Origin of the sequence: Janibacter sp. FSL W8-0316 (assembly GCF_038004165.1) — a bacterium.
In the GTDB taxonomy this organism is placed as follows: Bacteria; Actinomycetota; Actinomycetes; order Actinomycetales; family Dermatophilaceae; genus Janibacter; species Janibacter indicus.
This window is the reverse complement of record NZ_JBBOQX010000001.1, coordinates 3,083,428-3,106,628: the sequence shown is the minus strand read 5'-3', so window position 1 is coordinate 3,106,628 and position 23,201 is coordinate 3,083,428. Positions and strand designations below refer to the sequence as shown.

At 67.8% G+C, this 23,201-nt stretch carries 18 protein-coding genes; 9 read left to right on the top strand and 9 right to left on the bottom strand.

Annotated elements, in window-relative coordinates; genetic code table 11:
- Nucleotides 1–19: 19 nt before the first annotated feature.
- The 3 genes from NYE39_RS15225 to NYE39_RS15215 are packed head-to-tail and all read left to right on the top strand — an operon-like array spanning nt 20 to nt 4,717.
- Nucleotides 20–3,826, top strand: a complete 3,807-nt coding sequence (locus NYE39_RS15225) for a multifunctional oxoglutarate decarboxylase/oxoglutarate dehydrogenase thiamine pyrophosphate-binding subunit/dihydrolipoyllysine-residue succinyltransferase subunit (RefSeq protein WP_341013196.1) — start codon at nt 20–22, stop codon at nt 3,824–3,826.
- Nucleotides 3,826–4,011, top strand: a complete 186-nt coding sequence (locus NYE39_RS15220; RefSeq protein ID WP_341013195.1) for a DUF6104 family protein — start codon at nt 3,826–3,828, stop codon at nt 4,009–4,011. Before NYE39_RS15225 ends, NYE39_RS15220 begins: the two co-directional genes overlap by 1 nt.
- 46 nt (nt 4,012–4,057) lie before the next feature.
- The gene (locus NYE39_RS15215; protein WP_341013194.1) at nt 4,058–4,717 is read left to right on the top strand and encodes a GDSL-type esterase/lipase family protein; all 660 of its coding nucleotides are present in this window, start codon (nt 4,058–4,060) and stop codon (nt 4,715–4,717) included.
- 126 nt (nt 4,718–4,843) lie between these two features.
- Here NYE39_RS15215 and NYE39_RS15210 read toward each other — a convergent pair whose 3' ends face one another.
- From NYE39_RS15210 to NYE39_RS15190, 5 genes are all read right to left on the bottom strand, one after another.
- Nucleotides 4,844–5,902 (bottom strand): hypothetical protein, encoded by a 1,059-nt coding sequence (locus tag NYE39_RS15210; protein WP_341013193.1) that lies wholly within the window; start codon nt 5,900–5,902, stop codon nt 4,844–4,846.
- Nucleotides 5,903–6,182: 280 nt separating this feature from the next.
- Entirely contained in the window at nt 6,183–7,376 is a 1,194-nt protein-coding gene (locus NYE39_RS15205) for an integrase core domain-containing protein (RefSeq protein ID WP_192911330.1), read from the bottom strand.
- A gap of 194 nt (nt 7,377–7,570) precedes the next feature.
- Nucleotides 7,571–8,542 (bottom strand): acyltransferase family protein, encoded by a 972-nt coding sequence (locus NYE39_RS15200; protein ID WP_341013192.1) that lies wholly within the window; start codon nt 8,540–8,542, stop codon nt 7,571–7,573.
- Nucleotides 8,543–8,578: 36 nt separating this feature from the next.
- Nucleotides 8,579–9,580: a dTDP-glucose 4,6-dehydratase gene (gene rfbB / locus NYE39_RS15195; protein WP_341013191.1), complete on the bottom strand. Its 1,002-nt coding sequence runs from the start codon at nt 9,578–9,580 to the stop codon at nt 8,579–8,581.
- A gap of 1 nt (nt 9,581) precedes the next feature.
- Nucleotides 9,582–11,144 carry a bifunctional dTDP-4-dehydrorhamnose 3,5-epimerase family protein/NAD(P)-dependent oxidoreductase gene (locus NYE39_RS15190; RefSeq protein ID WP_341013190.1) on the bottom strand — a complete coding sequence of 521 codons (1,563 nt, stop codon included), beginning with the start codon at nt 11,142–11,144 and terminating at the stop codon, nt 9,582–9,584.
- A gap of 57 nt (nt 11,145–11,201) precedes the next feature.
- On the opposite strand from NYE39_RS15190, the gene rfbA reads away from it, so the two are divergent.
- Nucleotides 11,202–12,071 (top strand): glucose-1-phosphate thymidylyltransferase RfbA, encoded by an 870-nt coding sequence (rfbA, locus tag NYE39_RS15185; protein ID WP_341013189.1) that lies wholly within the window; start codon nt 11,202–11,204, stop codon nt 12,069–12,071.
- Between the two features lie 113 nt (nt 12,072–12,184).
- On the opposite strand, the gene NYE39_RS15180 is transcribed toward rfbA, so the two are convergent.
- The 3 genes from NYE39_RS15180 to NYE39_RS15170 form a co-directional block, all read right to left on the bottom strand.
- Nucleotides 12,185–12,958: an SGNH/GDSL hydrolase family protein gene (locus tag NYE39_RS15180; RefSeq protein ID WP_341013188.1), complete on the bottom strand. Its 774-nt coding sequence runs from the start codon at nt 12,956–12,958 to the stop codon at nt 12,185–12,187.
- Between the two features lie 9 nt (nt 12,959–12,967).
- A complete protein-coding gene (locus tag NYE39_RS15175) occupies nt 12,968–14,197 on the bottom strand; it encodes a hypothetical protein (RefSeq protein WP_341013187.1) in 1,230 nt (409 codons plus the stop codon).
- A gap of 199 nt (nt 14,198–14,396) precedes the next feature.
- Nucleotides 14,397–14,984 carry an arsenate reductase/protein-tyrosine-phosphatase family protein gene (locus NYE39_RS15170; RefSeq protein WP_341013186.1) on the bottom strand — a complete coding sequence of 196 codons (588 nt, stop codon included), beginning with the start codon at nt 14,982–14,984 and terminating at the stop codon, nt 14,397–14,399.
- Nucleotides 14,985–15,067: 83 nt separating this feature from the next.
- Here NYE39_RS15170 and NYE39_RS15165 point away from each other — a divergent pair, with 83 nt between their 5' ends.
- A complete protein-coding gene (locus NYE39_RS15165; RefSeq protein WP_341013185.1) occupies nt 15,068–16,501 on the top strand; it encodes a polysaccharide biosynthesis tyrosine autokinase in 1,434 nt (477 codons plus the stop codon).
- Between the two features lie 24 nt (nt 16,502–16,525).
- Here NYE39_RS15165 and NYE39_RS15160 read toward each other — a convergent pair whose 3' ends face one another.
- Nucleotides 16,526–18,004, bottom strand: a complete 1,479-nt coding sequence (locus NYE39_RS15160) for a polysaccharide biosynthesis tyrosine autokinase (protein ID WP_341013184.1) — start codon at nt 18,002–18,004, stop codon at nt 16,526–16,528.
- A 297-nt stretch (nt 18,005–18,301) separates the two neighbouring features.
- Between NYE39_RS15160 and NYE39_RS15155 the strand changes: the two genes are divergently transcribed.
- The 4 genes from NYE39_RS15155 to NYE39_RS15145 are packed head-to-tail and all read left to right on the top strand — an operon-like array spanning nt 18,302 to nt 23,182.
- A complete protein-coding gene (locus NYE39_RS15155; RefSeq protein WP_341013183.1) occupies nt 18,302–20,107 on the top strand; it encodes a polysaccharide biosynthesis protein in 1,806 nt (601 codons plus the stop codon).
- Nucleotides 20,107–21,069 (top strand): hypothetical protein, encoded by a 963-nt coding sequence (locus NYE39_RS15150; protein WP_341013182.1) that lies wholly within the window; start codon nt 20,107–20,109, stop codon nt 21,067–21,069. Before NYE39_RS15155 ends, NYE39_RS15150 begins: the two co-directional genes overlap by 1 nt.
- On the top strand, nt 21,066–21,986 hold the full coding sequence (locus tag NYE39_RS17340) for an NAD-dependent epimerase/dehydratase family protein (RefSeq protein WP_445667080.1): 921 nt from the start codon (nt 21,066–21,068) through the stop codon (nt 21,984–21,986). Before NYE39_RS15150 ends, NYE39_RS17340 begins: the two co-directional genes overlap by 4 nt.
- Nucleotides 21,983–23,182 (top strand): glycosyltransferase family 4 protein, encoded by a 1,200-nt coding sequence (locus tag NYE39_RS15145; RefSeq protein WP_341013181.1) that lies wholly within the window; start codon nt 21,983–21,985, stop codon nt 23,180–23,182. The genes NYE39_RS17340 and NYE39_RS15145 overlap by 4 nt, the downstream gene beginning before the upstream one ends.
- Nucleotides 23,183–23,201: the final 19 nt, after the last annotated feature.

The window sequence follows — 23,201 nt, the reverse complement described above, 5'->3', positions numbered from 1 at the left end:
TGACCCCCAGGATGGCTCCGTGTCCCTGAACGACTTCGGCCCCAACGAGTGGCTGGTCGACGAGCTGTACGAGCAGTACAAGAAGGACCGCAACAGTGTCGACAAGGCCTGGTGGGAGTTCTTCGAGAACTACACCCCGGGTCAGGGCACCGGTGGGAGCAACGGCACCAGCGCGAAGGGGGATGCGCCGGCCGCGAGCGAGCCCAAGGCCGCCCCCGCCCCCGAGGCGAAGAAGGCCGAGCCCAAGGCGGAGCCGAAGAAGGCCGAGCCCAAGGCCGAGGCGAAGGAGGCCGAGCCCGCCAAGGCGGAGCCCAAGGCCGAGCCGAAGACGGCCGAGGCCAAGAAGGCCGAGCCCACCCCGCGTGACGAGCAGAAGCCCGCGGCCGCCCAGAAGCCGGTCGAGGAGGACGTGCACACCCCCCTTCGCGGTGCGGCCGCCCGGGTCGTGACCAACATGGAGTCCTCGCTCGAGGTCCCGACCGCGACGTCGGTGCGCGCCGTCCCGGCGAAGCTGCTCATCGACAACCGCATCGTCATCAACAACCACCTCAAGCGCAGCCGCGGGGGCAAGGTCTCCTTCACCCACCTCGTCGGCTACGCGCTCATCAAGGCGCTGCGCGCCATGCCCGAGATGAACGTCGGCTACACGACGAACGACAAGGGCAAGCCCGTCGTCGTCCAGCCCGCGCACATCGGTCTGGGCATCGCCATCGACCTGCAGAAGGACGACGGCTCCCGCCAGCTGCTCGTGCCCGCGGTCAAGCCGGCCGAGACGATGGACTTCACCGCCTTCTGGAACGCCTACGAGACGGTCGTCAAGAAGGCCCGTGACGGCAAGCTGACCGTCGAGGACTTCCAGGGCACGACGATGTCGCTGACCAACCCCGGCGGCATCGGCACGGTCCACTCGATCCCCCGCTTGATGAAGGGCCAGGGCGCCATCATCGGTGTCGGCGCCCTCGACTACCCCGCCGAGTGGCAGGGCGCGAGCAACGAGACGCTCAACCGCAATGCCGTCTCCAAGGTGCTCACCCTCACCTCGACCTACGACCACCGCATCATCCAGGGCGCCCAGTCGGGTGAGTTCCTGCGCGTGGTCCACCAGCTGCTGCTGGGTGCCGACGGCTTCTACGACGAGATCTTCGAGAGCCTGCGCATCCCCTACGAGCCGATCCGCTGGGTCCAGGACATCTCCACCACGCACGACGACGACATCAACAAGGTCGCGCGCGTGCAGGAGCTCATCCACTCCTACCGCGTCCGCGGCCACCTCATGGCCGACATCGACCCGCTGGAGTACAAGCAGCGTCGTCACGAGGACCTCGACATCACCAGCCACGGCCTGACGCTGTGGGACCTCGACCGGCACTTCGCGACCGGCGGCTTCGGTGGTGAACCCTTCCTCAAGCTGCGCAAGATCCTGGGCATCCTGCGTGACTCCTACTGCCGCACCACAGGCATCGAGTACATGCACATCCAGGACCCCGAGCAGCGCCGCTGGATGCAGGAGCGCGTCGAGGTCGGCTACGCCAAGACCACGAGCGACGAGCAGCTGCGGATCCTGCGCCGCCTCAACGCCGCCGAGGCCTTCGAGACCTTCTTGCAGACCAAGTTCGTCGGGCAGAAGCGCTTCTCCCTCGAGGGCGGCGAGTCGGTCATCGCCGTGCTCGACCGCATCCTCACCCGCGCGGCGGGCGAGGGCCTCGACGAGGTCTGCATCGGCATGCCGCACCGCGGCCGCCTCAACGTCCTGGCCAACATCGCCGGCAAGTCCTACGGGCAGATCTTCCGCGAGTTCGAGGGCCAGCTCGACCCCAAGTCCGTCCAGGGCTCCGGCGACGTCAAGTACCACCTCGGCACCGAGGGCGAGTTCACCGGCGAGGACGGCGAGACGACCAAGGTCTACCTCGCGGCCAACCCGAGCCACCTCGAGGCGGTCAACCCCGTCCTCGAGGGCATCGTGCGCGCCAAGCAGGACCGCCTCAACCACGGCGGCGAGGACTTCCCGGTGCTGCCGATCCTCATGCACGGCGACGCGGCCTTCGCCGGTCAGGGTGTCGTGGCCGAGACGCTGCAGCAGAGCCAGCTGCGCGGCTACCGCACCGGCGGGACGATCCACGTGGTCGTCAACAACCAGGTCGGCTTCACCACCTCGCCGTCCGCGAGCCGCTCGTCGGTCTACTCGACCGACGTCGCGCGGATGATCCAGGCGCCGATCTTCCACGTCAACGGCGACGACCCGGAGGCCTGCGTGCGGGTCGCCGAGCTCGCCTTCGAGTTCCGCCAGCGCTTCCACAAGGACGTCGTCATCGACGTCGTGTGCTACCGCCGCCGCGGTCACAACGAGGGCGACGACCCGTCGATGACCCAGCCGCTGATGTACAAGCTCATCGAGTCCAAGCGCTCGGTGCGCAAGCTCTACACGGAGAGCCTCATCGGCCGCAAGGACATCACCCCGGAGGAGGCCGACGCCGCGCTGCGCGACTACCAGGCGCAGCTCGAGCGGGTCTTCGTCGAGACCAAGGAGGCCCTCAAGGCCCCCGCCTCGCCGGCCGACGCGGGCAGCGACTCGGGCGACACCGGCTCCGACGCCCCGGACAACGCCGGCCTCGAGCGTCCGTCGTCGCAGACCAGTGACGCGACGACCCGCTCGGCCGACGAGACCGGCATCTCCGAGACCGACCTCAAGCACATCGGTGACGTCTTCGACTCCCCGCCGGCCGACTTCACGATCCACCCCAAGTTGCAGCAGGCGATGCAGAAGCGCGCCGCCTCGGTCAGCGAGGGCGGCATCGACTGGGGCACCGGCGAGATGATCGCCTTCGGCTCGCTCCTCATGGACGGCACCCCGGTGCGTCTGGCCGGTCAGGACTCGCGTCGCGGCACCTTCGTGCAGCGGCACGCGGTCCTCATCGACAAAAACAACGGCGAGGAGTGGACGCCGCTCAACTACCTCGGTGGTGGGCAGGCCCGCTTCTGGGTCTACGACTCGCTGCTGTCGGAGTTCGCGGCCCTCGGCTTCGAGTACGGCTACTCCGTCGAGCGCCCCGACGCGCTCGTGCTGTGGGAGGCCCAGTTCGGTGACTTCGTCAACGGCGCGGCCACGATCATCGACGAGTTCATCTCCTCCTCCGAGCAGAAGTGGGGCCAGAACTCCTCGGTCGTCCTCCTCCTGCCGCACGGCTACGAGGGCCAGGGGCCGGACCACTCCTCCGCCCGCATCGAGCGCTTCCTCGCGCTGTGCGCACAAAACAACATGACGGTCGCCTTCCCGTCGACGCCGGCGAGCTACTTCCACCTGCTGCGTCGTCAGGCCTATCAGCGGCCGCGTCGTCCGCTCATCGTCTTCACCCCGAAGTCGATGCTGCGCCTCAAGGCCGCGAGCAGCCAGCCCGAGGACTTCACCTCCGGTGGCTTCCGCGCGGTCCTGCCCGACATGACCCAGCCGAAGGGGGACCAGGTCACCCGGGTGCTCATCGCCGCGGGCAAGGTCACGTGGGACCTCGAGGCCGAGCGCAAGAAGCGCGGCGACGAGCAGACCGCGATCCTGCACCTCGAGCGCTTCTACCCGCTGCCGGGTGAGGAGCTCGCGGCCGAGCTGGCGCAGTACCCCAATGCCGAGCTCGTCCTCGTGCAGGAGGAGCCGGAAAACCAGGGCGCCTGGCCCTTCCTCGGGATGAACCTGCCGGCCGACCTGGCCAAGCACGGCGAGACCCGCGCTCTCACGGCGGTCACCCGCCCGCCGAGCGCCTCCCCCGCCGCCGGTACCGCGAAGAAGCACGCGCAGGAGCAGGCGGACCTCATCGCCCGCGCCTTCGACCGCTGATGTACTTCACGGACCGCGGCATCGAAGAGCTCGCGGACCGACGTGGTGAGGAGCAGGTCACTCTCGAGTGGGTGAGTGACCAGTTCCGCACCTTCGTCGATCTCAACCCCGAGTTCGAGACGCCGATCGAGCGACTCGCGTCGTGGCTGGCACGCCTCGACGACGACGAGCTCGACGACGAGTAACGTCGGCCGAGACCCGCAGACCGACCCACCCCCAGGAGTACCCCACGTGAGCGGCCACCCGATGACGGACGCAGCCGGCAACGAGTTCACCCCGAGCGCCACCTTCAGCACGGAGGACGGCCGCCGGGAGGTCGCGCTCGTCTTCATCGGCGACTCCTTCGTCGCCGGTGAGGGGGACGACAAGGCCCTGGGGTGGGTCGGTCGGGTCATGGCCCGCACCCAGATCAAGGACGCGGTCGTCGCGCACTACAACCTCGGCGTGCGCGGCGAGACCGCCGGCGGGGTCGCCGAGCGGTGGCTCACCGAGGGCCCGCGCCGCTTCCAGGGCGTCACCGAGCGTCGCCTCGTCGTGCAGGTCGGCCACGCCGACGTCGCCGCGGGCACCTCGATCGCCCGCCTGCGGCTCAACCTCGCCAACATCCTCGACGAGGCCTCGAGCCAGGGCGTCGCCACCCTCGTCGTCGGTCCGCCCCCTTCGGCCGACCCCGAGGCCAACGACCAGCTGCGCCACGTCGTCGAGGCCCAGCGCGACGTCTGCGACCGACGAGGCGTGACCTTCGTCGACACCTTCACCCCCCTGGCGGGTCATGACCAGTGGGAGTCCGACATCGCCGCCTCCGCCGACGGGGTGCACCCGGGCCAGGCCGGCTACGGCCTCATCGCCTGGCTGGTGCTCCACCACGGCTGGGGCGAGTGGATCGGCTGACCCTCAGCCCCCATACCGCTCGGTCGAGGTATCCCCGACCGACTATCCGGTCGATCCCACCTCAACCCAGCAGTCCCTCGACGACGCCAGCTCCCCCGATGCGCGGGTTGAGGTATCCCCGACCGACTATCCGGTCGGGCCCACCTCGTCCGATGGCACCTCGAGCGAGGCTTGGCGCCTGGCGAGATTGTCCAGGGCCCACTCGGAGCGAAGGGCGGCAGTCACCTGGTCCATGAAGGCGTCGGCATCGAGACGCCAGCCCAGGACGTTGATGCGCAGCACTCGGTCCCCGTCGATGACGACCTGGTTGGCCCGGAGTGCGTCTGAGACACCGTTGAGTCCCCAGAGGTGGCCGGCGCCATCGATCTCGACGACGAGGCCGTACTCCTCGAAGAGCACGTCCAGGTACACCCTCCCTCTGGGCCCCTCCCGCACCGCCTGCCGCGTGGGCTCCGGCAATCCACGGACCCGGCACGCCGCCGCGAAGTCGAGCTCGTTGAGCGAATGAGCACCGGCGGCGATGTCGCTGATGATCTGCTTGATGAAGGCCCGGCGCGTTCGCCCCTTCACGACCTGCTGAGCCTGCACCAGCTGCTCTGGTGTGACCAATCGCTGCTGCACGGCCATCGCGAGCAGTGTCGCTGCCGCCCGGTCGCTCACCGCCCAGTGCGCGGACCTGATCGCTGCCACCGCGGGACGCGTGCGGGGCACGCCCGACGAGATGACCTCGTTGGGGACGCGGCGAGCGAGCTTGCGCACCCGCACACCATCGCGGTGTGTCCGGTCGTGCCGGTGGACGACGGACACGACGACGTCTTCCTCGTCCCAGCCCTTGAGCCCGGCGAGCTGGAGCGAGCTCACTCCGTCGACAGCGGCGATCCGCTCCCCCGTCTCCCACACTCCTCGCCAGCACCGGGCGCGGAAGCCCAGCGGGCCGGTGTGCACGGCGAAGGTCTGGGTGCCCCACCTCGTCCAACGACCAGCCAGGACCTGACGCGCTGCCTGCTGTCGGCTCACCCCCAGACTGCGTAAGATCCGGTGGCTGATGACGAAGTCCCAGTCCTCCGCGGCGGCGAGCACCCGGCGATGACGGTCCAGCGGCCCTTCGCGGGTGGGCGTCGTCGGCTGGCCCCCTTCGTCGTCTCGGCGCACAGCCTCTGACTGCTCGGGCATGGTGTCGGTCATCCCCGAACAGTGGAGTGCTGCACCCTCCCCGCGGCGGCCAACGCGCGATCAGTGGACAGCACTCGCGCCCCGGTCAGCTCTGGGGACAGCTCCCTCGAGGGGTCGAGGTGTCAGAGGACGAGGTCACCCCGACCGAATAGACGGTCGCGATCACCTCGCCCCGGCACCACGCGGACGACCACACCCGGCAGGCTCGCGCGGTCGAGGTACCCCCGACCGAATAGACGGTTGTCTTGTGAAGGGACCTATCGGACAGTGTGTGAAGACACTTGTCTGACAGTCAGGGGCGTGCTGTGACTCGAACGTAGTGGCGTTCGCCCTTGGGTGTCTCGATCTTTGCGGGATCGAGTCTGATGTGGGCCAGGAGCCGGTTGTCGTGGAAGAGGACCGCGTGGTCCTGGTCGACGAGGTACTGCAGTTTGGCTCGAGCCCAAGCGACTCCCAGGGCCACGCGTGCTCCGGGCAGGTCGAAGTAGCCGGCCGGGCTCAGGGTGACCTCGCGGATGAACTGACGCTGCGTGAGCTCGCTGGCGTCGGCAACGGCCTTGTCGCTGCTCGCGTAGCGGCTGGCCGGGGTGACCCCACCGATGCCTTGGTGAGGGCGCTGGGTGTTGAACAGCACGTCGTAGGCGTCCAACAGCTGCTGCAACTGGGGCAAGTCAGCCGCGGTGGGCCGAGCAGCGAGCCACTGGTCCAGGGTGCGCCACTCACGTTCCTTCTTGCCGTTGGTCTGGGGATGCCCCGGGCTGGAGTTGATCATGCCGACCCCGATGCGGTGCAGCTTGGACTCGAATGTGGAGTACCCGCCACCACGGGTCAGGCGAGCGGTGAACGCGGAGCCGTTGTCGCACTGGATGAACGCCGGCTTGCCGTGACGGTCCATGGCCTGCAGCAAGCACGTCCACGTGTCCTGACCGTTTTCGCTGGGCGCGGCCAGCGAGCCCATCAGCATCCTGGAGTGGTCGTCCTGGAACCGCAGCACGACTGCCGAGCCCTCGACGAGCTCGACCCCGTGCCCGTCGAGCTGCCAGACCCCGTTGGGGTGCATCGCTTCGAACCGTCGATAGCTGGACTTGGGCCGTTTCGACGGTGTGGGCGTGGTGCGGCCGTGATCGCGCAGGATCTTGTGACAGGTGCGCGCCGAGGGCGCCTGCACGCCCTGACTCGTCAGCCAGTCGTGCACGGACTGCGCGCCGCCGTCCCAACCCTGCTCGACCAACTCGTCGTGCTTGGCCACCACCACGGCCACCACGTCAGCAGGGGTTGCCCTGGGAGAGTTGCGCGGGCGCGTGGAACGGGGAACAAGCCCTTCCACCCCTTCCTGCAGCATCCGCCGTCGATACCGGTAGTACGTATCCCGAGAGATCCCGTACTCCCGACAGATCTGCGTCACCGAAGCCCCAGAGACCTCCTCCAAGACCACCTGGGCGCCAATGGCCAACCGTGCCTCCACCGAGACCGCCTTCGTGCTCATGCAGCCGATCATCCGGCCACCGACCGAGCCCCAAGGACTGTCAGCGATGTCCCTTCACATGTCTGTCAGAAAGGTCCCTTCAAAACACAACCGAATAGACGGTCGGGGATACCTCAACCGAGCATCTGGGGGGCTGGGATCGAGGGGGCCTACCGAGGGGCGGAGGGGCGGAGTCTCCGAGAGGGCCCCCGCCCCTACGCCGCCAAGGGCTTCGGGCGCGAGCAGCCGAAGACCCACCCCCACCGGGTGCGCGCGAGCAGCAGCCCGAGAGTCCAGGGCACGACGACCGCCACCACGGCGACGAGATACGGGTTGTGCCCCTTGCCGAACCACACGAAGAGCGCGTGCAGGAGGATCACCGCCATGCCCGACTGGGCGAGCGTGCTGATCCGATGCGACCAGATCCCGCCGATGTAGATCGGAGCCATGATCATCCCGGCGCTGATGAGGATCCCCGCGAGGACGGCCCACACCGGCTCGTTGAACTGCGCGAACTTCAGGTTGAGGTTGCCCACCCCCGGCCGCGTCGTGATCCACACCCCGAGCGCGAAGGTCGCGACCGCCAGGACCCACAGCGTCCGGCGACTCCACCGCGAGCGCTGCCCCGAGCGCCCGGTGAGCAGCCGTGCCAGGTAGCCGGCCTGCACGAAGATCACGCACCCCAGCCCCTGCGCGATCGCGAAGGGCGAGTTCACCGCGATGTCCTGGTAGATCTGCACGAGAGCGCACAGCCCGACGCCGACGGCCAGCTGCAGCCACAGCGGCAGCCGCAGCGCCTCCAGCCCGCGAATGGTGACGACCGCGACAAAGAGCGCGGTGATGAACCAGAAGGCGGAGTACGGCTCGATCGCATAGGCCCCGCCGGGCAGCTGCTCCTCGACCTTGCCGGTGCTGTCACGCCCCCTTCGCCACAGCTCGATGCCGTAGACCACGGACACGATGGCGAACCACGGGATGTAGGGCAGCAGCAGGGTCTTGGCGCGGACCTTGACCTCGCTGCCGAAGTCGCGCGACCCCGGCCGCCACAGCCACCCCGACAGCATGAAGTAGAGCGGCACGTGCCAGGGGTAGACGTAGTCCGGCAGCGGCTTGAGGCCCTCGATGTGCCCGAGGACGATCGCGACCGTGCCGACGACCCGCAGCAGGTCGAGATAGCCGTTGCGCATCCCGGCATGGTCCCAAAAACCGAGGGCGAAGGGGAATCACAGCACCTTTTCGCTCCGGGCGTAGCGGGCCTCGGTGGCCGACTTCTGCGGGCGCCACCACTCCTCGTGGGTCCGGTACCAGTCGATCGTCGCGGCCAGCCCGGACCGGAAGTCGCGGTACCGAGGCTGCCAGCCGAGCTCGTCGCGCAGCCGGCTCCAGTCGATGGCGTAGCGCCGGTCGTGCCCCGGACGATCGGTGACGTGGTCGTAGTCGCCGGCCTCACGGCCCATGAGGTCGAGCACCGTCTCGACGACGGTCTTGTTGTCGACCTCGCCGTCAGCGCCGATGAGATAGGTCTCGCCGAGCTGCCCGCGGTCGATGATCGCCCAGACGGCGCTGTTGTGGTCGTCGACGTGGATCCAGTCGCGCACGTTGAGCCCGTCCCCGTAGAGGCGCGGCCGGCGCCCGTCGAGGACCTCGGTGACCTGGCGCGGGATGAACTTCTCGACGTGCTGGCGGGGCCCGTAGTTGTTGGAGCAGTTGGAGATCGTCGCCTCGACGCCGAAGGACCTCACCCACGCGCGCACGAGGAGGTCACTGGCCCCCTTCGTCGACGAATAGGGACTCGACGGGTTGTAGGGCGTCGCCTCGCTGAAGCGCTCCGGCGAGTCGAGCTCGAGGTCGCCGTAGACCTCGTCGGTGGAGATGTGGTGGTAGCGCACGTCGTGGCGGCGGACGGCTTCGAGCAGCTCGTAGGTGCCGACCACATTGGTCTGGACGAAGGGGCCCGGCGATGCCAGCGAGTTGTCGTTGTGCGACTCCGCGGCGAAGTGCACGACGACGTCGGCCTCCCCCACGAGCCGGTCGACGAGCTCACCGTCCTCGACCCGGCCTTCGACGAAACGCACGTCGTCAAGCACCCCGTCGAGCGAGGTCCGCGACCCGGCGTAGGTCAGCGCGTCGAGCACGGTCACCTCCGCGTCCGGCCGCGTCGCCAGCGTCTGGTGGACGAAGTTGCTCCCGATGAACCCGGCTCCCCCGGTCACGAGCACCCGCATGTCAGCTCCCCTCCCCTTCTGCCCCGGTGGTGGAGGCGCGAGGAACGAGCCCCGACACCCCCTGGTCTCGAGGCTCGCTGGCGCTCGCACCTCGACCCACGGTGGTGGAGGTGCGAGGAACACCCCCGGTGGTGGAGGCGCGAGGACCACCCCCGGTGGTGGAGGTGCGAGGAACGAGCCTCGACACCACGTGGTCCCGCAGCGCCTCGACCTGGTCCACGGGCTCGTACCCCGCGGCCACCAGCCGGTCGAGCGCGAGCGTCGAGTGCCGTGGCCGCGGCGCGCTCACCCGGTCGCCGAGGCCGGCCTCGTAGTCGGCGGTCGTCACCGCGGTCACGTCGTCGCGCGAGCGTCCCCTCAGCGCGAAGACCTCGCGGGCGATCGCCGCCCAGGTCATCGGCTCCCCCGCCTGCGTCACGTCATAGGTGCCGAAGGGGGCCCCGCTCACCACGAGGTGGAGCGTCGCCGCCGCGATCTCGTCGGCGAAGGACAGCCGGCCCCACTGGTCGTCGACGACGCGAGGGGACCTCCCTTCGTCCGCCAGGCGGGCCATCGTCGCGACGAAGTTGCCCCCGTCGCCCACCACCCACGACGTGCGCAGCAGGTAGTGGCGCGGCGCGACGCCCACGGCGAGGTCACCGGCGGCCTTGGTGCGGCCGTACTCGCTCACCGGGGTGAGGGCCTCCCCTTCGACGTGGACCTCGCGCTGCCCGTCGAAGACGTAGTCCGAGGAGTAGTGCACGAGCGTGCAGCCTTGTGCCGCAGCCTTCCTCGCGAGCTGGGCGGGCAGCTCGGCGTTGAGCCGCCAGGCCAGCGGGCTGCCGTCGGGGGTCTCGGCGGCGTCGACGGCGGTCATCGCGGCAGCATTGATGACCAGGTCGTGGCCGCTGAGGTCGAGTGCTTCGACGGCGGCGGGGTCGGTGAGGTCGAGCTCGTCGCGGCCCGGCGCGACGGCGTCGGGCAGGAGTCGGCGCAGGGCCGAGCCGATCTGCCCGCTGCCCCCGAGGATGAGCGCCGGCCGCGGGACGAAGGGGGCGACCTCCGCCAGCCGCGGGTTGGCCCGGTCCTTGTCACTGATCTCGCTGCGCGACAACGGGATCGGCCACTCGATGGCGGCGGTGGGGTCGTCGAGGGCGAGCGCGGGATAGGTGAGGTCGGGGCGCCAGTGCTCGTTGACGAGATAGGAGTAGACGGTCTCGTCGGCGAGGGCCTGGTAGGAGTTGCCGACGCCGCGCGGCACGAAGACCGCGGTGCTCTCGTCGAGCTCGAGGGTGACGGTGGCGCCGAAGCCTTCGCCCGCCCGCAGGTCGACCCACGCGCCGAAGACCCGGCCGTGGACGACCGTGACGAACTTGTCCCACGGCTCGGCGTGGATCCCGCGGGTCGCGCCGCGCGACGAGTTGTAGGAGATGTTGTGCTGCACCGGCGCGAAGTCCGGCAGCCCCGCCGCGACCATCTTCGCCCGCTGCCAGGACTCGGTGAACCACCCCCGCGCGTCACGGTGCACCGGGCGCCGGACGACGAGCAGCCCCGGGATGCGGGTGTGCTCGATGCTCAGGTCCATGGTCGGAGGCTATCGGCCGCGGACCCGCGGAGGTGTCGGCGTCGCTACCCTCGACTCATGCGCGGCATCATCCTCGCGGGGGGCACAGGCAGCCGGCTCCACCCGATCACCCAGGGCATCTCCAAGCAGCTCGTGCCGGTCTACGACAAGCCGATGATCTACTACCCGCTGAGCACCCTCATGCTCGCCGGCATCCGCGAGGTCCTCGTCATCACCACCCCGCACGAGGCCCCCCAGTTCGAGCGGCTGCTCGGTGACGGCGCACGCTTCGGCATCGCGATCACCTATGCGCAGCAGCCCCGGCCAGAAGGCCTCGCCCAGGCCTTCCACATCGGCGCCGACCACGTGGCCGGCGGCCCCTCGGCGCTCGTGCTCGGCGACAACATCTTCTACGGGCCGGGCCTTGGCACCCAGCTGCGGCGCTTCGCCGACATCGAGGGCGCGGCCGTCTTCGGCTACCAGGTCGCCGACCCGTCGGCCTACGGCGTGGTCGACTTCGACGACGAAGGGAGGGCCCGTCACCTCGAGGAGAAGCCGGCCAACCCGCGCTCGCGCTACGCCGTCCCCGGCCTGTACTTCTACGACGAGACCGTCGTCGAGCGCGCCCGCGGGCTGCGCCCGTCGGCGCGCGGCGAGCTGGAGATCACCGACCTCAACCGCACCTATCTCGACGAGGGGCGCCTGCACGTCGAGGTGCTCCCCCGCGGCACGGCCTGGCTCGACACCGGTACCTTTGCCGCGCTCAACGACGCGAGCAACTACGTGCGCACCCTCGAAAACCGCCAGGGCCTGAAGATCGGTTGCCCCGAGGAGGTCGCCTGGCGCATGGGCTTCGTCGACGACGACGGTCTGCGCGAGCGCGCCGAGCCCCTCGTCAAGAGCGGCTACGGCCAGTACCTCCTCGAGCTGCTCCACCCCGGTCCCTGAGGAGCTCTGCCTCTAACCGTTGGTCGAGGTGCGAGGAGCTCTGCCTCTATCCGTTGGTCGAGGTGCGAGGAGCTCTGCGACGAGCCTCGAGACCCTGCGGAGCCCTCGGCCCCCTACCCCAGCGCCTCCGCCACCGTCTCCGCCCACAGCTGCGAGCCCTCCGGCGAGGGATTGATCTCGTCCACCAGCAGGACGCTCGGGTCCGCCGCGTCCTCGAAGGCCGCGGCCACGTCGATCGTCGGCAGCCCCGCGTCCTTGGCCCAGTCGGTGATGGCGGCACGCCGGTCGGCGTCGGCGTCGTCGGCCTCCGGGTTCTGCAGCACGACGACGACGGGCGCCTCCGGGTAGCGGTCGGCGAGCTCGACCCGTAGGTCCTCGAGCGCGTCGGTGGCGCCGCTCGTCGAGTCGTGGAAGTGCCCATAGCTCAGCAGCACGAGGTCGGGGTCCTGCTCCGGCCAGATTTCGTCGTGGTCGAGCGGGTAATCGGCGGTCCCGCTGTTCATCGCGCCCGACCACAGGCGGGTGTCCTCGGCCTCGTTGGCGTAGCCGGCCTCGGTCGCGGTGTCCCACCGGGCGAGCGGCAGCTGCGCCGACTGCGCCCACAGACTCACCCACTCGTCGTTGCCGTTGCCGGTCGAGTCCCCGAGCACGAGCACCCGCGACCCGTCGCCGGCGAGCGCGTCACGCGCCTGGTCGATGGTCCACGTCGGCTCGGCCTTCGTCGGCGAGCTCGTGGACGACGAGGACGAAGGGGGTGCTGCCGCCGTCACCCCGGCCGGCGCCGTGCCCTGCTCGGCGAAGACCCATGCCCACGCTCCCCCGACCGCCAGCACGAGCGCGAGCAGCGCCGCCCCGACCACGACCGGTGAGCTCCATGCTTTCGACATGCCTAGAACCTACGGCCTATCGCTGGTCGAGGTGCGACGAAGGAGCCTCGAGAGAACCCCGGCTGGTTGAGGTGCGACGTAGTCACCCCGCTGGTTGAGGTGCGACGAAGGAGCCTCGAAACCAGCCCCCACCACCAGCACCGCACACCAGAAGAGCCACGCCGAAGGAAACCCCCGCACGAGATACGTCTCGACGAGCATCGCGGGTAGCGCCAGCAGCACCGCGACCGCGACGAGCTCGAGCCGCCCACCGCGCCGGATCTCCAGCACACCCCGCCGCACGACGAGCCCGAGCACGACGAGCAGCAGGACGAGGCCCACGATCCCGTACTCGACGAGCAGCCCCAGATAGGTCGAGTGCGCGTGGTAGAGCACCGCTCCCCACGGCCCGTCGTACTGCAATGGCCCGTCGAACTGCTCACCGGGCCGCCCCCGCTCCAACTCCATCCACGGCCACATCCGCATCGGGCCGAGCCCGAAGAGCACCGTGCCAGCCGAGCCCGACCACGCCTCCACGCCCACGGCCGCGTTGTGCCAGCGCGACTCGTCGACGAGGAGGCTCAGCCCGCGTCGTCGGGTCAGCTCGCCGAGGACGACGGCGACCACGAGCAGGACGACCGGCCCACCCCACCGCAGGTTCCAGTGGCGATGCCGCACGATCGCCACGACCGCGACGACGAGTGCCAGCACCCACCCCGCGCGCGAGAGGCTCTGCACGATGAGCAGCGCCGTGACGAGGGCGGCGCCCAGCCACAGCCACCGCTGCTCGGGCCACAGCCGCCGCCCCGTCAGCGCACCGGCGAGCACGAGGGTCAGGCCGACCGCGTTGTTGGAGGCACCACCGATCGGCAGCCCTGGCCGCCACCCGAGGCTCTGGTCGATTACCAGCGGGACCACCCACGCCGCGAGCACCGTCCCGAGAGCCGCCGCCCCGAGCACTAGGACGAGCGCCTGCTGCCTCTCCTCCGGCTCGACCGCACGAGCCCAGGCCCATGCGGTGAGCAGCGCGAGGGTTGCGAGGGCCGTGGCGGCCAGGGCCGTGTCCCACCGCTCCCCCGACCGCAGCAGCGACAGCCAGAGCCATCCGAGCAGCGCGCCCCCAGCCCACACCTCGGCCCGGACGACTCCCCGACGTCCGTGCCCGGCGGCGGCGAACCACCACAGGGCGCCCGTGAGGACGAGCAGCACCCACACATAGCCCAACGGCCCCGGCCCGACATTCGTCGCCGGCGGCCCCACCGTCAGCAGGAAGGCAACGACCGCCCCCGCCTTAACGCTGGTTGAGGTGCGAGCGCCAGCCGGCCCAACGCTGGTTGAGGTGCGAGCGCCAGCCGGCCCATCGCTGGTTGAGGTGCGAGCGCCAGCGAGCCTCGAAACCACGTTCCCCACGCTGGTAGAGGTGCGACGAAGGAGCCTCGAAACCAGCCCCGACCCCTCGCTAATCGAACTGCCGCTCGAAGGCCACGATCCGCTCCACGGCCGCGTCGACCTCAGCAGCCATCCGGTCGAAGACCTCCTGCGACTGCCGGTAGGGGTCGTCGATGTCGTCGGCCCCCTCCGGAGCACGGCTCAGCCCTCGCTCCCGCGCCAGGTGCGACGGGAGGGCCGCCCACCGCTCCTCGGGTGTGGTCAGCCCGGCGAGCCGCCGGGTCCACGGCTCGCGCTCGCCGGCGGAGTCGAGCAGCCGAGTGAGTTCCTTGACCGTGTAGGCCCGCTTGAGGTGACGGGGCGAGTAGGAGAGCACGATCTTGCGGTGTGCCACCTCGAGCGGCAGCACGATGTCGACGTCGTCGAGCATCCGCTCGCTGATCTGCCGCGCGGCAAAGGTGTCGTGAGCGATGCCCTTGGTGTCGAGGATCGAGGCGCTCCCCGCCTCGACGGCATGGCCGATGAGCGCCTGTGTCCCCGCGCTCACCACCTCGAAGGCCCCCGGCCGCACGGATTCGAGGGCGTGACCGAGGGCCAGCTGGGCATAGGGCGATCGGCAGATGTTGCCGGTGCAGACAGTCATGATGCGCACGCTCATGGGGCAATCCTGCCGGATGGCGGCCCCTGTGCCAGACTCGCGTCTGCTGTCATCATTTGCGACCCGAGAGAGGCACCGAGAGCGTGGAGCTGCAGGACTACCTGAGGATCGTCCGCAAGCGGTGGGTGACGATCGTCGTCACGACTCTTGTCGTCGTCGGCCTCGCCGCTGCCGTCACCGCACTCCAGACGAAGAGGTACACCTCCTCGACCCAGTTCTTCGTCTCGGTCTCGGGCGCCGACACGACGCAGCTGAGTCAGGGCAGCACCTTCACCCAGCAGCGCGTGAAGTCCTATGCGGAGCTGCTCAAGACCCCGCGCGCTCTTAACCCCGTCGTCGAGGAGCTCGGCGACGACACGACGACGGCTGACCTCGCTAGCCAGCTGACCGTTACGACCCCCCCGGAGACGGTCATCCTCGAAGTCGCGGTGACCGACACGGATGCGGCCCACGCGCAGGCGATCGCCACGGCGATCGGCGAGACCTTCCCCCAGGTCGTCTCCGAGGTCGAGCGCCCGGAGGGGTCCAACCGGACGTCACCGATCAAGGTTTCGCTCGTCGAGCCCGCGTCGACGAGCGAGACCCCCACGAGCCCGGTGCCGGCCCGCAACCTCGCGCTCGGCGTCGTTCTGGGTGTCCTTCTCGGCCTGGGGCTGGCGATGCTGCGGCACCTGCTCGACACCACGGTCCGCACCGATGACGACGTCGAGGAGATCACCGAGGAGCCGGTCATCGGAGCGGTCCACTACGATCCGCGCGCGGGCAAGGAGCCGCTCATCGTCGAGTCGGACCCTAGCTCGCCGCGGTCCGAGGCATTCCGTGCGGTGCGGACCAACCTCATGTTCGTCGACGCGGCCCACCATCCGCGCACGATCCTGCTCACCTCGTCGATCCCGGGCGAGGGCAAGTCGACGACAATCGCCAACCTCGCGCTGACGCTGGCCCAGTCGGGCTCGACGGTCTGCCTCATCGAGGCCGACCTGCGCCGGCCGCGCCTGCTCGAGTACCTCGGGCTCGAGGGCGCGGCCGGCCTCACCGACGTGCTCATCGAGCGCGCCGACATCAACGATGTGCTCCAGCCCTACGGCGAGGACCGTCTCGAGGTCATCGGCGCGGGCGCCATCCCGCCCAACCCGAGCGAGTTGCTCGCCTCCGACGCCATGAGTCGCGTCCTGACCCACTTGTCGACGCGCTTCGACTACGTGCTCATCGACACACCGCCGGTGCTCCCCGTGACCGACGCCGTCGTGCTGAGCACCAAGGTCGACGGAGTCATCGTCCTCGTCGGCACGACGATCGTGCGCAAAGAGCAGCTCAAGGCCACGCTCGAGTCCCTCGGCGGCGTGGACAACACCCTGCTCGGGCTCGTCCTCAACCGCGTCGGCCACAAGTCCGCTGGCGGCTACGGCGGCGGCTACTACGGCTACTACGGCTACTACGACCCCGAGACGGCCCCCCGCTCCGAGCGGCGGGGGAAGCGTCAGCTCAGCCTGGCGGGTCGGGGTTCCAAACGCTGACTCGGGTCGCGCGCCGAGCCCGGGTCAGGACCGGCCTCGGCGTGCGGCCTTCACGTCGCGTCGGCTGACCGCGCCGTCAGTCTCGGCGATGTAATCCCTTTCATAGGACGTGACGTGGCCGTACTCGACGTCGCCGTAGCGGATCCGGTCGACCTTCTTCGTCGACGCCTGGTTGAGCACGGCACCGAGCACCTTGGCGTCCACCCCACGCAGGGAAGCCGCGGCCCGGTCGAGAGCCTCCTTGTGCGTCCTGCCAGCAGCGACGACGAGCACGGCGCCGTCCGCGCTGCGGGTGAGCAGGACGGCGTCTGTGACCGGCAGCAACGGCGGCGCGTCGAGGATGACGAAGTGCCGCTGGCTCAGCTCCTCGATGAGCTGCTCCATCCGGTGGGACCCGAGCAGTTCCGACGGGTTGGGCGGGGTCGCGCCCGCCGCAAGGATCTGCAGGCCGGGCACGTCCGTGTCCTGGAGCGCGTCAGCCAGCGTGATCGTGCCGGCGAGCACCTCGGTGAGCCCGACAGCGCCATCGAGGTCGAAGGCGCGAGCCACAGCGGAGCGTCGGAGGTCTGCGTCGATGAGCACGACCTGCTCCCCCGACTCGGCGAGGACGGTGGCGAGGTTGGCGGCCACGGTCGATTTGCCCTCGCCCTGGTTCGCGCTGGTGACCACGATCGAGCGCGGCTGGTTGTCGACGTCGACGAAGCGCAGGTTGGTCCGCAGTTTGCGCAGCGCCTCTCGCTCGTGGAAGGCCTTGGACCGGCGGGCCTCCCCCCGCTCCGACCCGAGGTCCTTGCTCATCGGCAGCACCCCGAGCACGCCGGCACCGACCGTCTCCTCGACGTCGTCGACGTGCCGCAGCTTGGTGTCGTTGTAGTGCCGGACCGCGGCGACGCCGTAGCCGACGAGCAGGCCGAGCAGGAGGCCCAGCGGCAGGATGCGGGTGGGGTCGGGCGACGAAGGGGACGTGGGCAGGATCGCCGACTCGTTGGGCTCGATGAGCACCTGGGCCTGCGACTTGACCGTGCGGGTGCTGCCGTCCGCCTGCACCACGCGTCGAGTCGGCCCGGCCTCCTCGATCCGCTTGGCCTCCGCCGCAGCCGCTGTGACGACGGAGTCGGCGATCGACTTCGCCTCCTGCGGTGAGGGTCCGGAGGCGGTCACGCTGATCGAGACCCCCTCTTCGGGGACGGTAGCCGTGATCCGTGCTGCAAGAGCCTGCGGCGTGGCATCGAGCCCGAGTTCCTTGATGACCGCCTCTGTCACGCGCCGATTGGTGAAGAGAGTGACGTATGCCTTGGCCTTTTGCTGGGCCAGCGTCTGCGACGAAAAGGACTCGCCGATGCTCGAGCCGCCTCCGGCCGTGACGTAGCCGGCGGCCGTCGCGGTGTAGACCTTGGGCTGCAGGCTCATCCACACGAAGGCCAGCAGCAGCCCGGCGAGCGCGGCGACGCCGATGACGACGAACTGCCGCCGGGTCAGCTTCCAGAGATCTTCCAGGGTCACGCGGTCTCCTCGCAGACAGGCCAAGCCACAGGCATGGTCGAGCGCCGTCCCGGACGCCGCGCGCCAGTATAGGCGGCTGTCTTGCTGGACTGTGGTTATGCCGTCGAGTGCTGGCTGGAGCATCGCATGGACCCGAGTTGCTGGGTAACGCACATCTGCCATAAGTTCGGCAAGTCACACCAGCACCGCCACGGGGAGTTCACCAGTGCACGCTCGAGTCGCACTCTGATGATGGCCATCAGTTCACGATCCGCCGCGAGTCTTCAACCGCGGACGAACCGGTGGCTCTGGGCCGTGGTGGACGTCAGCACCCTCGCAGTCGCCGTCTTCTTCGCCGCACTCCTCCGGTACGACTTCCACCTTGACAACGCGCTGACCATCCCAGTCCTCCGGCTGACGGTGGTTGCAGCCGCGGCACATGTGGCGATCGGCGCCCTCGTTGGCCCCTACGCGGTGGGCCACCACCGGGGTTCCTACGAGGAGATTGTCGACCTCATGAAGACGGTACTCGTGTGGTCCATCCCCCTTCAGGTCGTGACCTTGGGGCCTTGGGATCTGGGGCCCAGATCTCTCCCCCTGGCGGCAGGCGCAACGGCCCTCCTCGGCATGTTCGGGGCCCGGTATGTCCTGAGAGCAACCAGAACTCGACTCGACCCCCGAGACACCGCGGAGTCCAGAGTCTTGGTCTTCGGCGCCGGGGAGGGCGGCCGCCAGCTGGTGCGCGCGCTGGTTCGCGATCAGCTTTCTTCCATGACTCCCATTGGCCTGCTGGACGACGACCGGGCGAAGCGTCGTATGCGCATCGATGGCGTCAAGGTGCTCGGGACCGGAGACGACGTGGCTGCCGTCGCGGAACAGACCGACGCGACGACCCTCGCCATCGCGGTCCCCAGCGCACAGCCGGAACTGGTCAAGAAGTTGCGCGATGCCGCACAGAGCGCGGGCCTCGAGACCCTGATCCTCCCGCAGGCGCACGAAATGCTCGGCCGAATCGGGGGGAGCGACCTGCGCAGCCTCGATCTGGCAGACTTCCTCGGCCGGCGCCCCATTGAGCTCGATGCCACTGCGATCGCCGACACCATTTCCGGTCGGACCGTCCTCGTCACCGGTGCCGGAGGATCCATCGGGTCCGAGTTGTGCCGCCAGATAAGCAAGTTCGGTCCCAAACACCTGATCATGCTTGACCGGGACGAATCCGCCTTGCATGGCACGCAGTTGTCCGTGACCGGGCAAGGGCTCTTCGAGTCAGACGACGTAGTACTAGCAGACATCCGTGACGCCGACCGCATGATCGAGATCTTCGAGCGCCACCGGCCCGAGGTCGTCTTCCACGCGGCGGCGCTCAAGCACCTGCCACTCCTGGAGATGTACCCAGAGGAGGCCTGGAAGACCAACGTACTCGGCACTCTCAACGTCCTACGGGCCGCGCACCACGTCGGCGTCTCGACCTTTGTCAATGTCTCAACGGACAAGGCAGCTAACCCGTCGTGCGTCCTCGGTTACAGCAAGCGGGTCACAGAACGGCTGACCGCCGACTTCGCAAACAAGGACGACCACACCTACGTCAGCGTCCGATTCGGAAATGTCCTGGGCTCACGTGGGTCCGTCATCGCAGCTTTCACGACCCAGATCGAGCAAGGTGGACCTGTGACGGTCACCCACCCCGACGTCGAGCGCTACTTCATGCTCATCCCAGAGGCGTGCCAATTGGTCCTGCAAGCAGCGGCCATCGGCCGCGACGGCGAAGTTATGGTGCTCGACATGGGAGAGCCGGCAAAGATCCAAGACGTCGCGACGACGCTTATCGAACTCTCCGGCCGCAAGGACATCGAGATCGTGTACACCGGGCTCAGACCAGGTGAGAAAATGTCCGAGGAACTCTTCACACCAGGGGAGGAAATCCACCAAACTCTTCACAACCTGGTTAACAGCGTTGCTGTTCCCAGCCTGAGCGGCGAAACGGTGTCCCGAACATCCCACGCTGGCCCAACTGAAACCGCCATCTGGATGCGAGAGGCATCGAGGACCGATGCACCTACCAAAGAAAATGGTGCTCTACGAGTCAGCCACCCCAAGGACCTCCCCCTACAGGAGGAAATCTAATGACCCGCCCACTGGCTGTTGGGGCCATCGCCGCCTTCCTCACCACGGCCGGGACGCCTTTGGTGACGCGAATTCTCCGCGAAAACGCCCACCTGGATGTGCCGAACTCTCGCTCCTCCCATACACAACCGACCCCCCGCGGCGGGGGGATCGCCTGCCTAGCGGCCTTCGGAACGACCGTCACGGCCGCAGCACCCTCATCAATACCTCGGTCGGCAGTGACAGGTATTGTCGCGATCAGTGCACTCGGCATGGCCGACGACCTACTGGGCGGCATAAGTCCGGGAGCTCGCATCCTTGGACAAGGCTTGGGGGCGGCACTCTTGCCCAGCAACCATCCATTCGATCGAGTACTGGTCCCAGTCGGCACAGTTTCCATGGTTAATGCCGTCAATTTTATGGATGGCATCAACGGGATCACTGGGGGAACCATAGCCGCTTGGGCAGTGAACGCCCTCCTCCTGAGGACTGACTACGACACGAGCTCCATCGATACCCTCGCTGGACTCGCCCTGGGAACTGCCGTTGGATTTCTGCCTTGGAATTCACCTCAGGCGAAAGTTTTCTTGGGCGATTCTGGCAGTTACCTCTATGGGGCACTCCTCTCGGCTGCTTTGGCCAGCGCGCCTAGGACTAGTCACCGCCTGCAGCTAGCCGCCCCTCTACTCCTGTACGCCACCGACACGTCAACTACGCTTTTTAGGCGCTTGATGCGCGGCGACTCAATAACCGCACCTCACCGCGACCACGTCTACCAACAACTGGCCATCAACCACGAGATTGGCCATTTCCCGATAGCCGCGTTGCACACTGCGGGCGCTCTGACCGCTGGCCTACTTTGGCAATCCAAGCTCCCCCTCACGCAGCGCATAGCATTCACTGCTGCCATAGTTGGCGGATATACCCTGGCGCCAACGCTAATCAAACGCCTGCACTTCACGCGAAAAAGGGTTGACCAATGAGCACCGTTGCCATGCTTGGATCGACGGGATTTGTGGGCACCGCCGTGGGCAACGCGCTCCGCGCGGCTGATCACGCCATAGTCTCCATAACATCACCTCGGCTTCGGGTGAGAACCGCCGACGCCTGCATTTCGGCCCCAACAGACTTTCCCGAACTGGTCTCCGCAATCGCTGAGCACCTTAGCGGCGCTGATTGCCTGATTATCGCGGCCGGCGTACCCGACGCGTCATCTCAAGATACTAGCCTGCTGTTGGGCGCAAATGCCGCGCTGCCCTCAATTGCCGCCGCGGCGGCAAAGACCGCCGACGTCCCGAGAGTCATACTCGTCAGCACGGCAGCCGTTCAAGGACGCATTCCGAAACTCGACGAATCCACGGACGTCGCACCATTCTCTGCCTATTCCTGGTCGAAGGCTGTTGGCGAGGCATCCTTTCGAAAGTGGGCGGGGGCTAGGGGGCTCGTGTACCGGCCCCCCAGTGTCCATGCTCCCGGTAGGCGCGTAACAGTCTCCCTGACTCGATTGGCGCGCTCACACCTCTCTAGCGTTGCAGGATCTGGCACCAATCCCACACCGCAGGCTCTCCTTGAGAACGTCGCATCGGCAGTCGCTTTTCTGGCCACAACCGAGAAGCGGCCACCAGAAGTTGTTGTCCACCCGAGTGAAGGTCTGACCACAGCAGGCCTACTTCAGGTACTTGGCGGAAAACCTCCACGCCACCTCCCCACTAGCACGGCCAAGGCACTGGTCAACCTGGCGACCTATGCCGGTCGCTATCACGCACCCACAGCGGCGAACGCCCGCCGGGTGGAGATGTGCTGGTTCGGTCAAGAGCAGGCCACGAGTTGGCTCACCACCGTCGGCTGGACTCCTCCGGCAGGAATAGAGGCGTGGTCGACTCTCGGAGAGTGTCAATGACCCATCATCGCCCCCGTCACAGGTCAGCGAATCAAGGAACCATCCTCTACGGTACTACCGTCGGAAGCAGTGCACTCAATTTCCTAAGGGGGCAGCTATCCCATTTCCAGTCCCTTGGCTGGGACGTACACATAGCAAGCAACCCGGACGCCGAGTTCAAACGCGCTGTGCTCCGTGAAGGCGTAACCGGTCATGGACTGCCCATGTCCAGGGAAATCTCCGTTCTCGCCGACGTCCGCTCACTCGTGGGATGGCTCAAACTTCTACATCAAGTTCGCCCAGAGACCGTTAACATCGGGACACCCAAGGCTGGCCTGCTTGGACTGTTCGCTGCATGGAGCTTCCGAACGCCAATTCGCATATACACCGTGCGTGGTCTCCGCTATCAGACCGAACACGGCATAAAGCGGCGGCTTCTCTTGAACATGGAGCGGGCTGCCATGTACTTCGCGACACACGCAGTAGCAGTGAGTTCCAGCGTCAGAGCCGAGATGATCCAAGACGGCATCGCCATTCGGCCCATCACAGTCATTGGGCTGGGCAGCAGCAATGGCGTTGACACCTCGCCTCACCCTTCACCGCATATGCGGGAAGACATTGGACTGAACCCATCCTCCTTCGTCATTGGCTTCGTCGGCCGCTTAACCGCCGCGAAGGGCATTGACGTATTAGCAGAAGCTCTGCAGTTGGCCTCCGGGCACATTCCGAACTTGACACTCCTGGCAATTGGCGCGACAGAGGACACCGAGGCGCAGAGACAGTTGGAAGAATCGGGCATTACGGTATCCATAACCGGATGGGTCGATGACCCACTAGCCTATTACAATGCCATAGATGTACTAGCCCTACCCACGTTACGAGAAGGCTTTCCCAACGTTGTCCTCGAAGCCGCGATTGCACACACTCCATCAATCACCACGCAGGCCACCGGAGCAGTCGACTCCGTCATCCCAGACGAGACGGGGATCATCGTCCCCATCGGCGACCCAAAGGCCCTAGCCAACGCGCTCGTGAAGCTCAGCCAAGATCCCGTCTTGCGCACAGATTTGGGCAACAACGCCTACCAGTGGGTCACTGAACACTTTCAACGCAAACGAGTATGGGCGGGACTGGCTGCCCTCTACGAGAACCGAGCGCACTCAGACAATGACACTCACTTCCCACCAGGGAATCGTCACGTCCAATATGCGAAGTAGATTCGAAGTAGACCAGCAA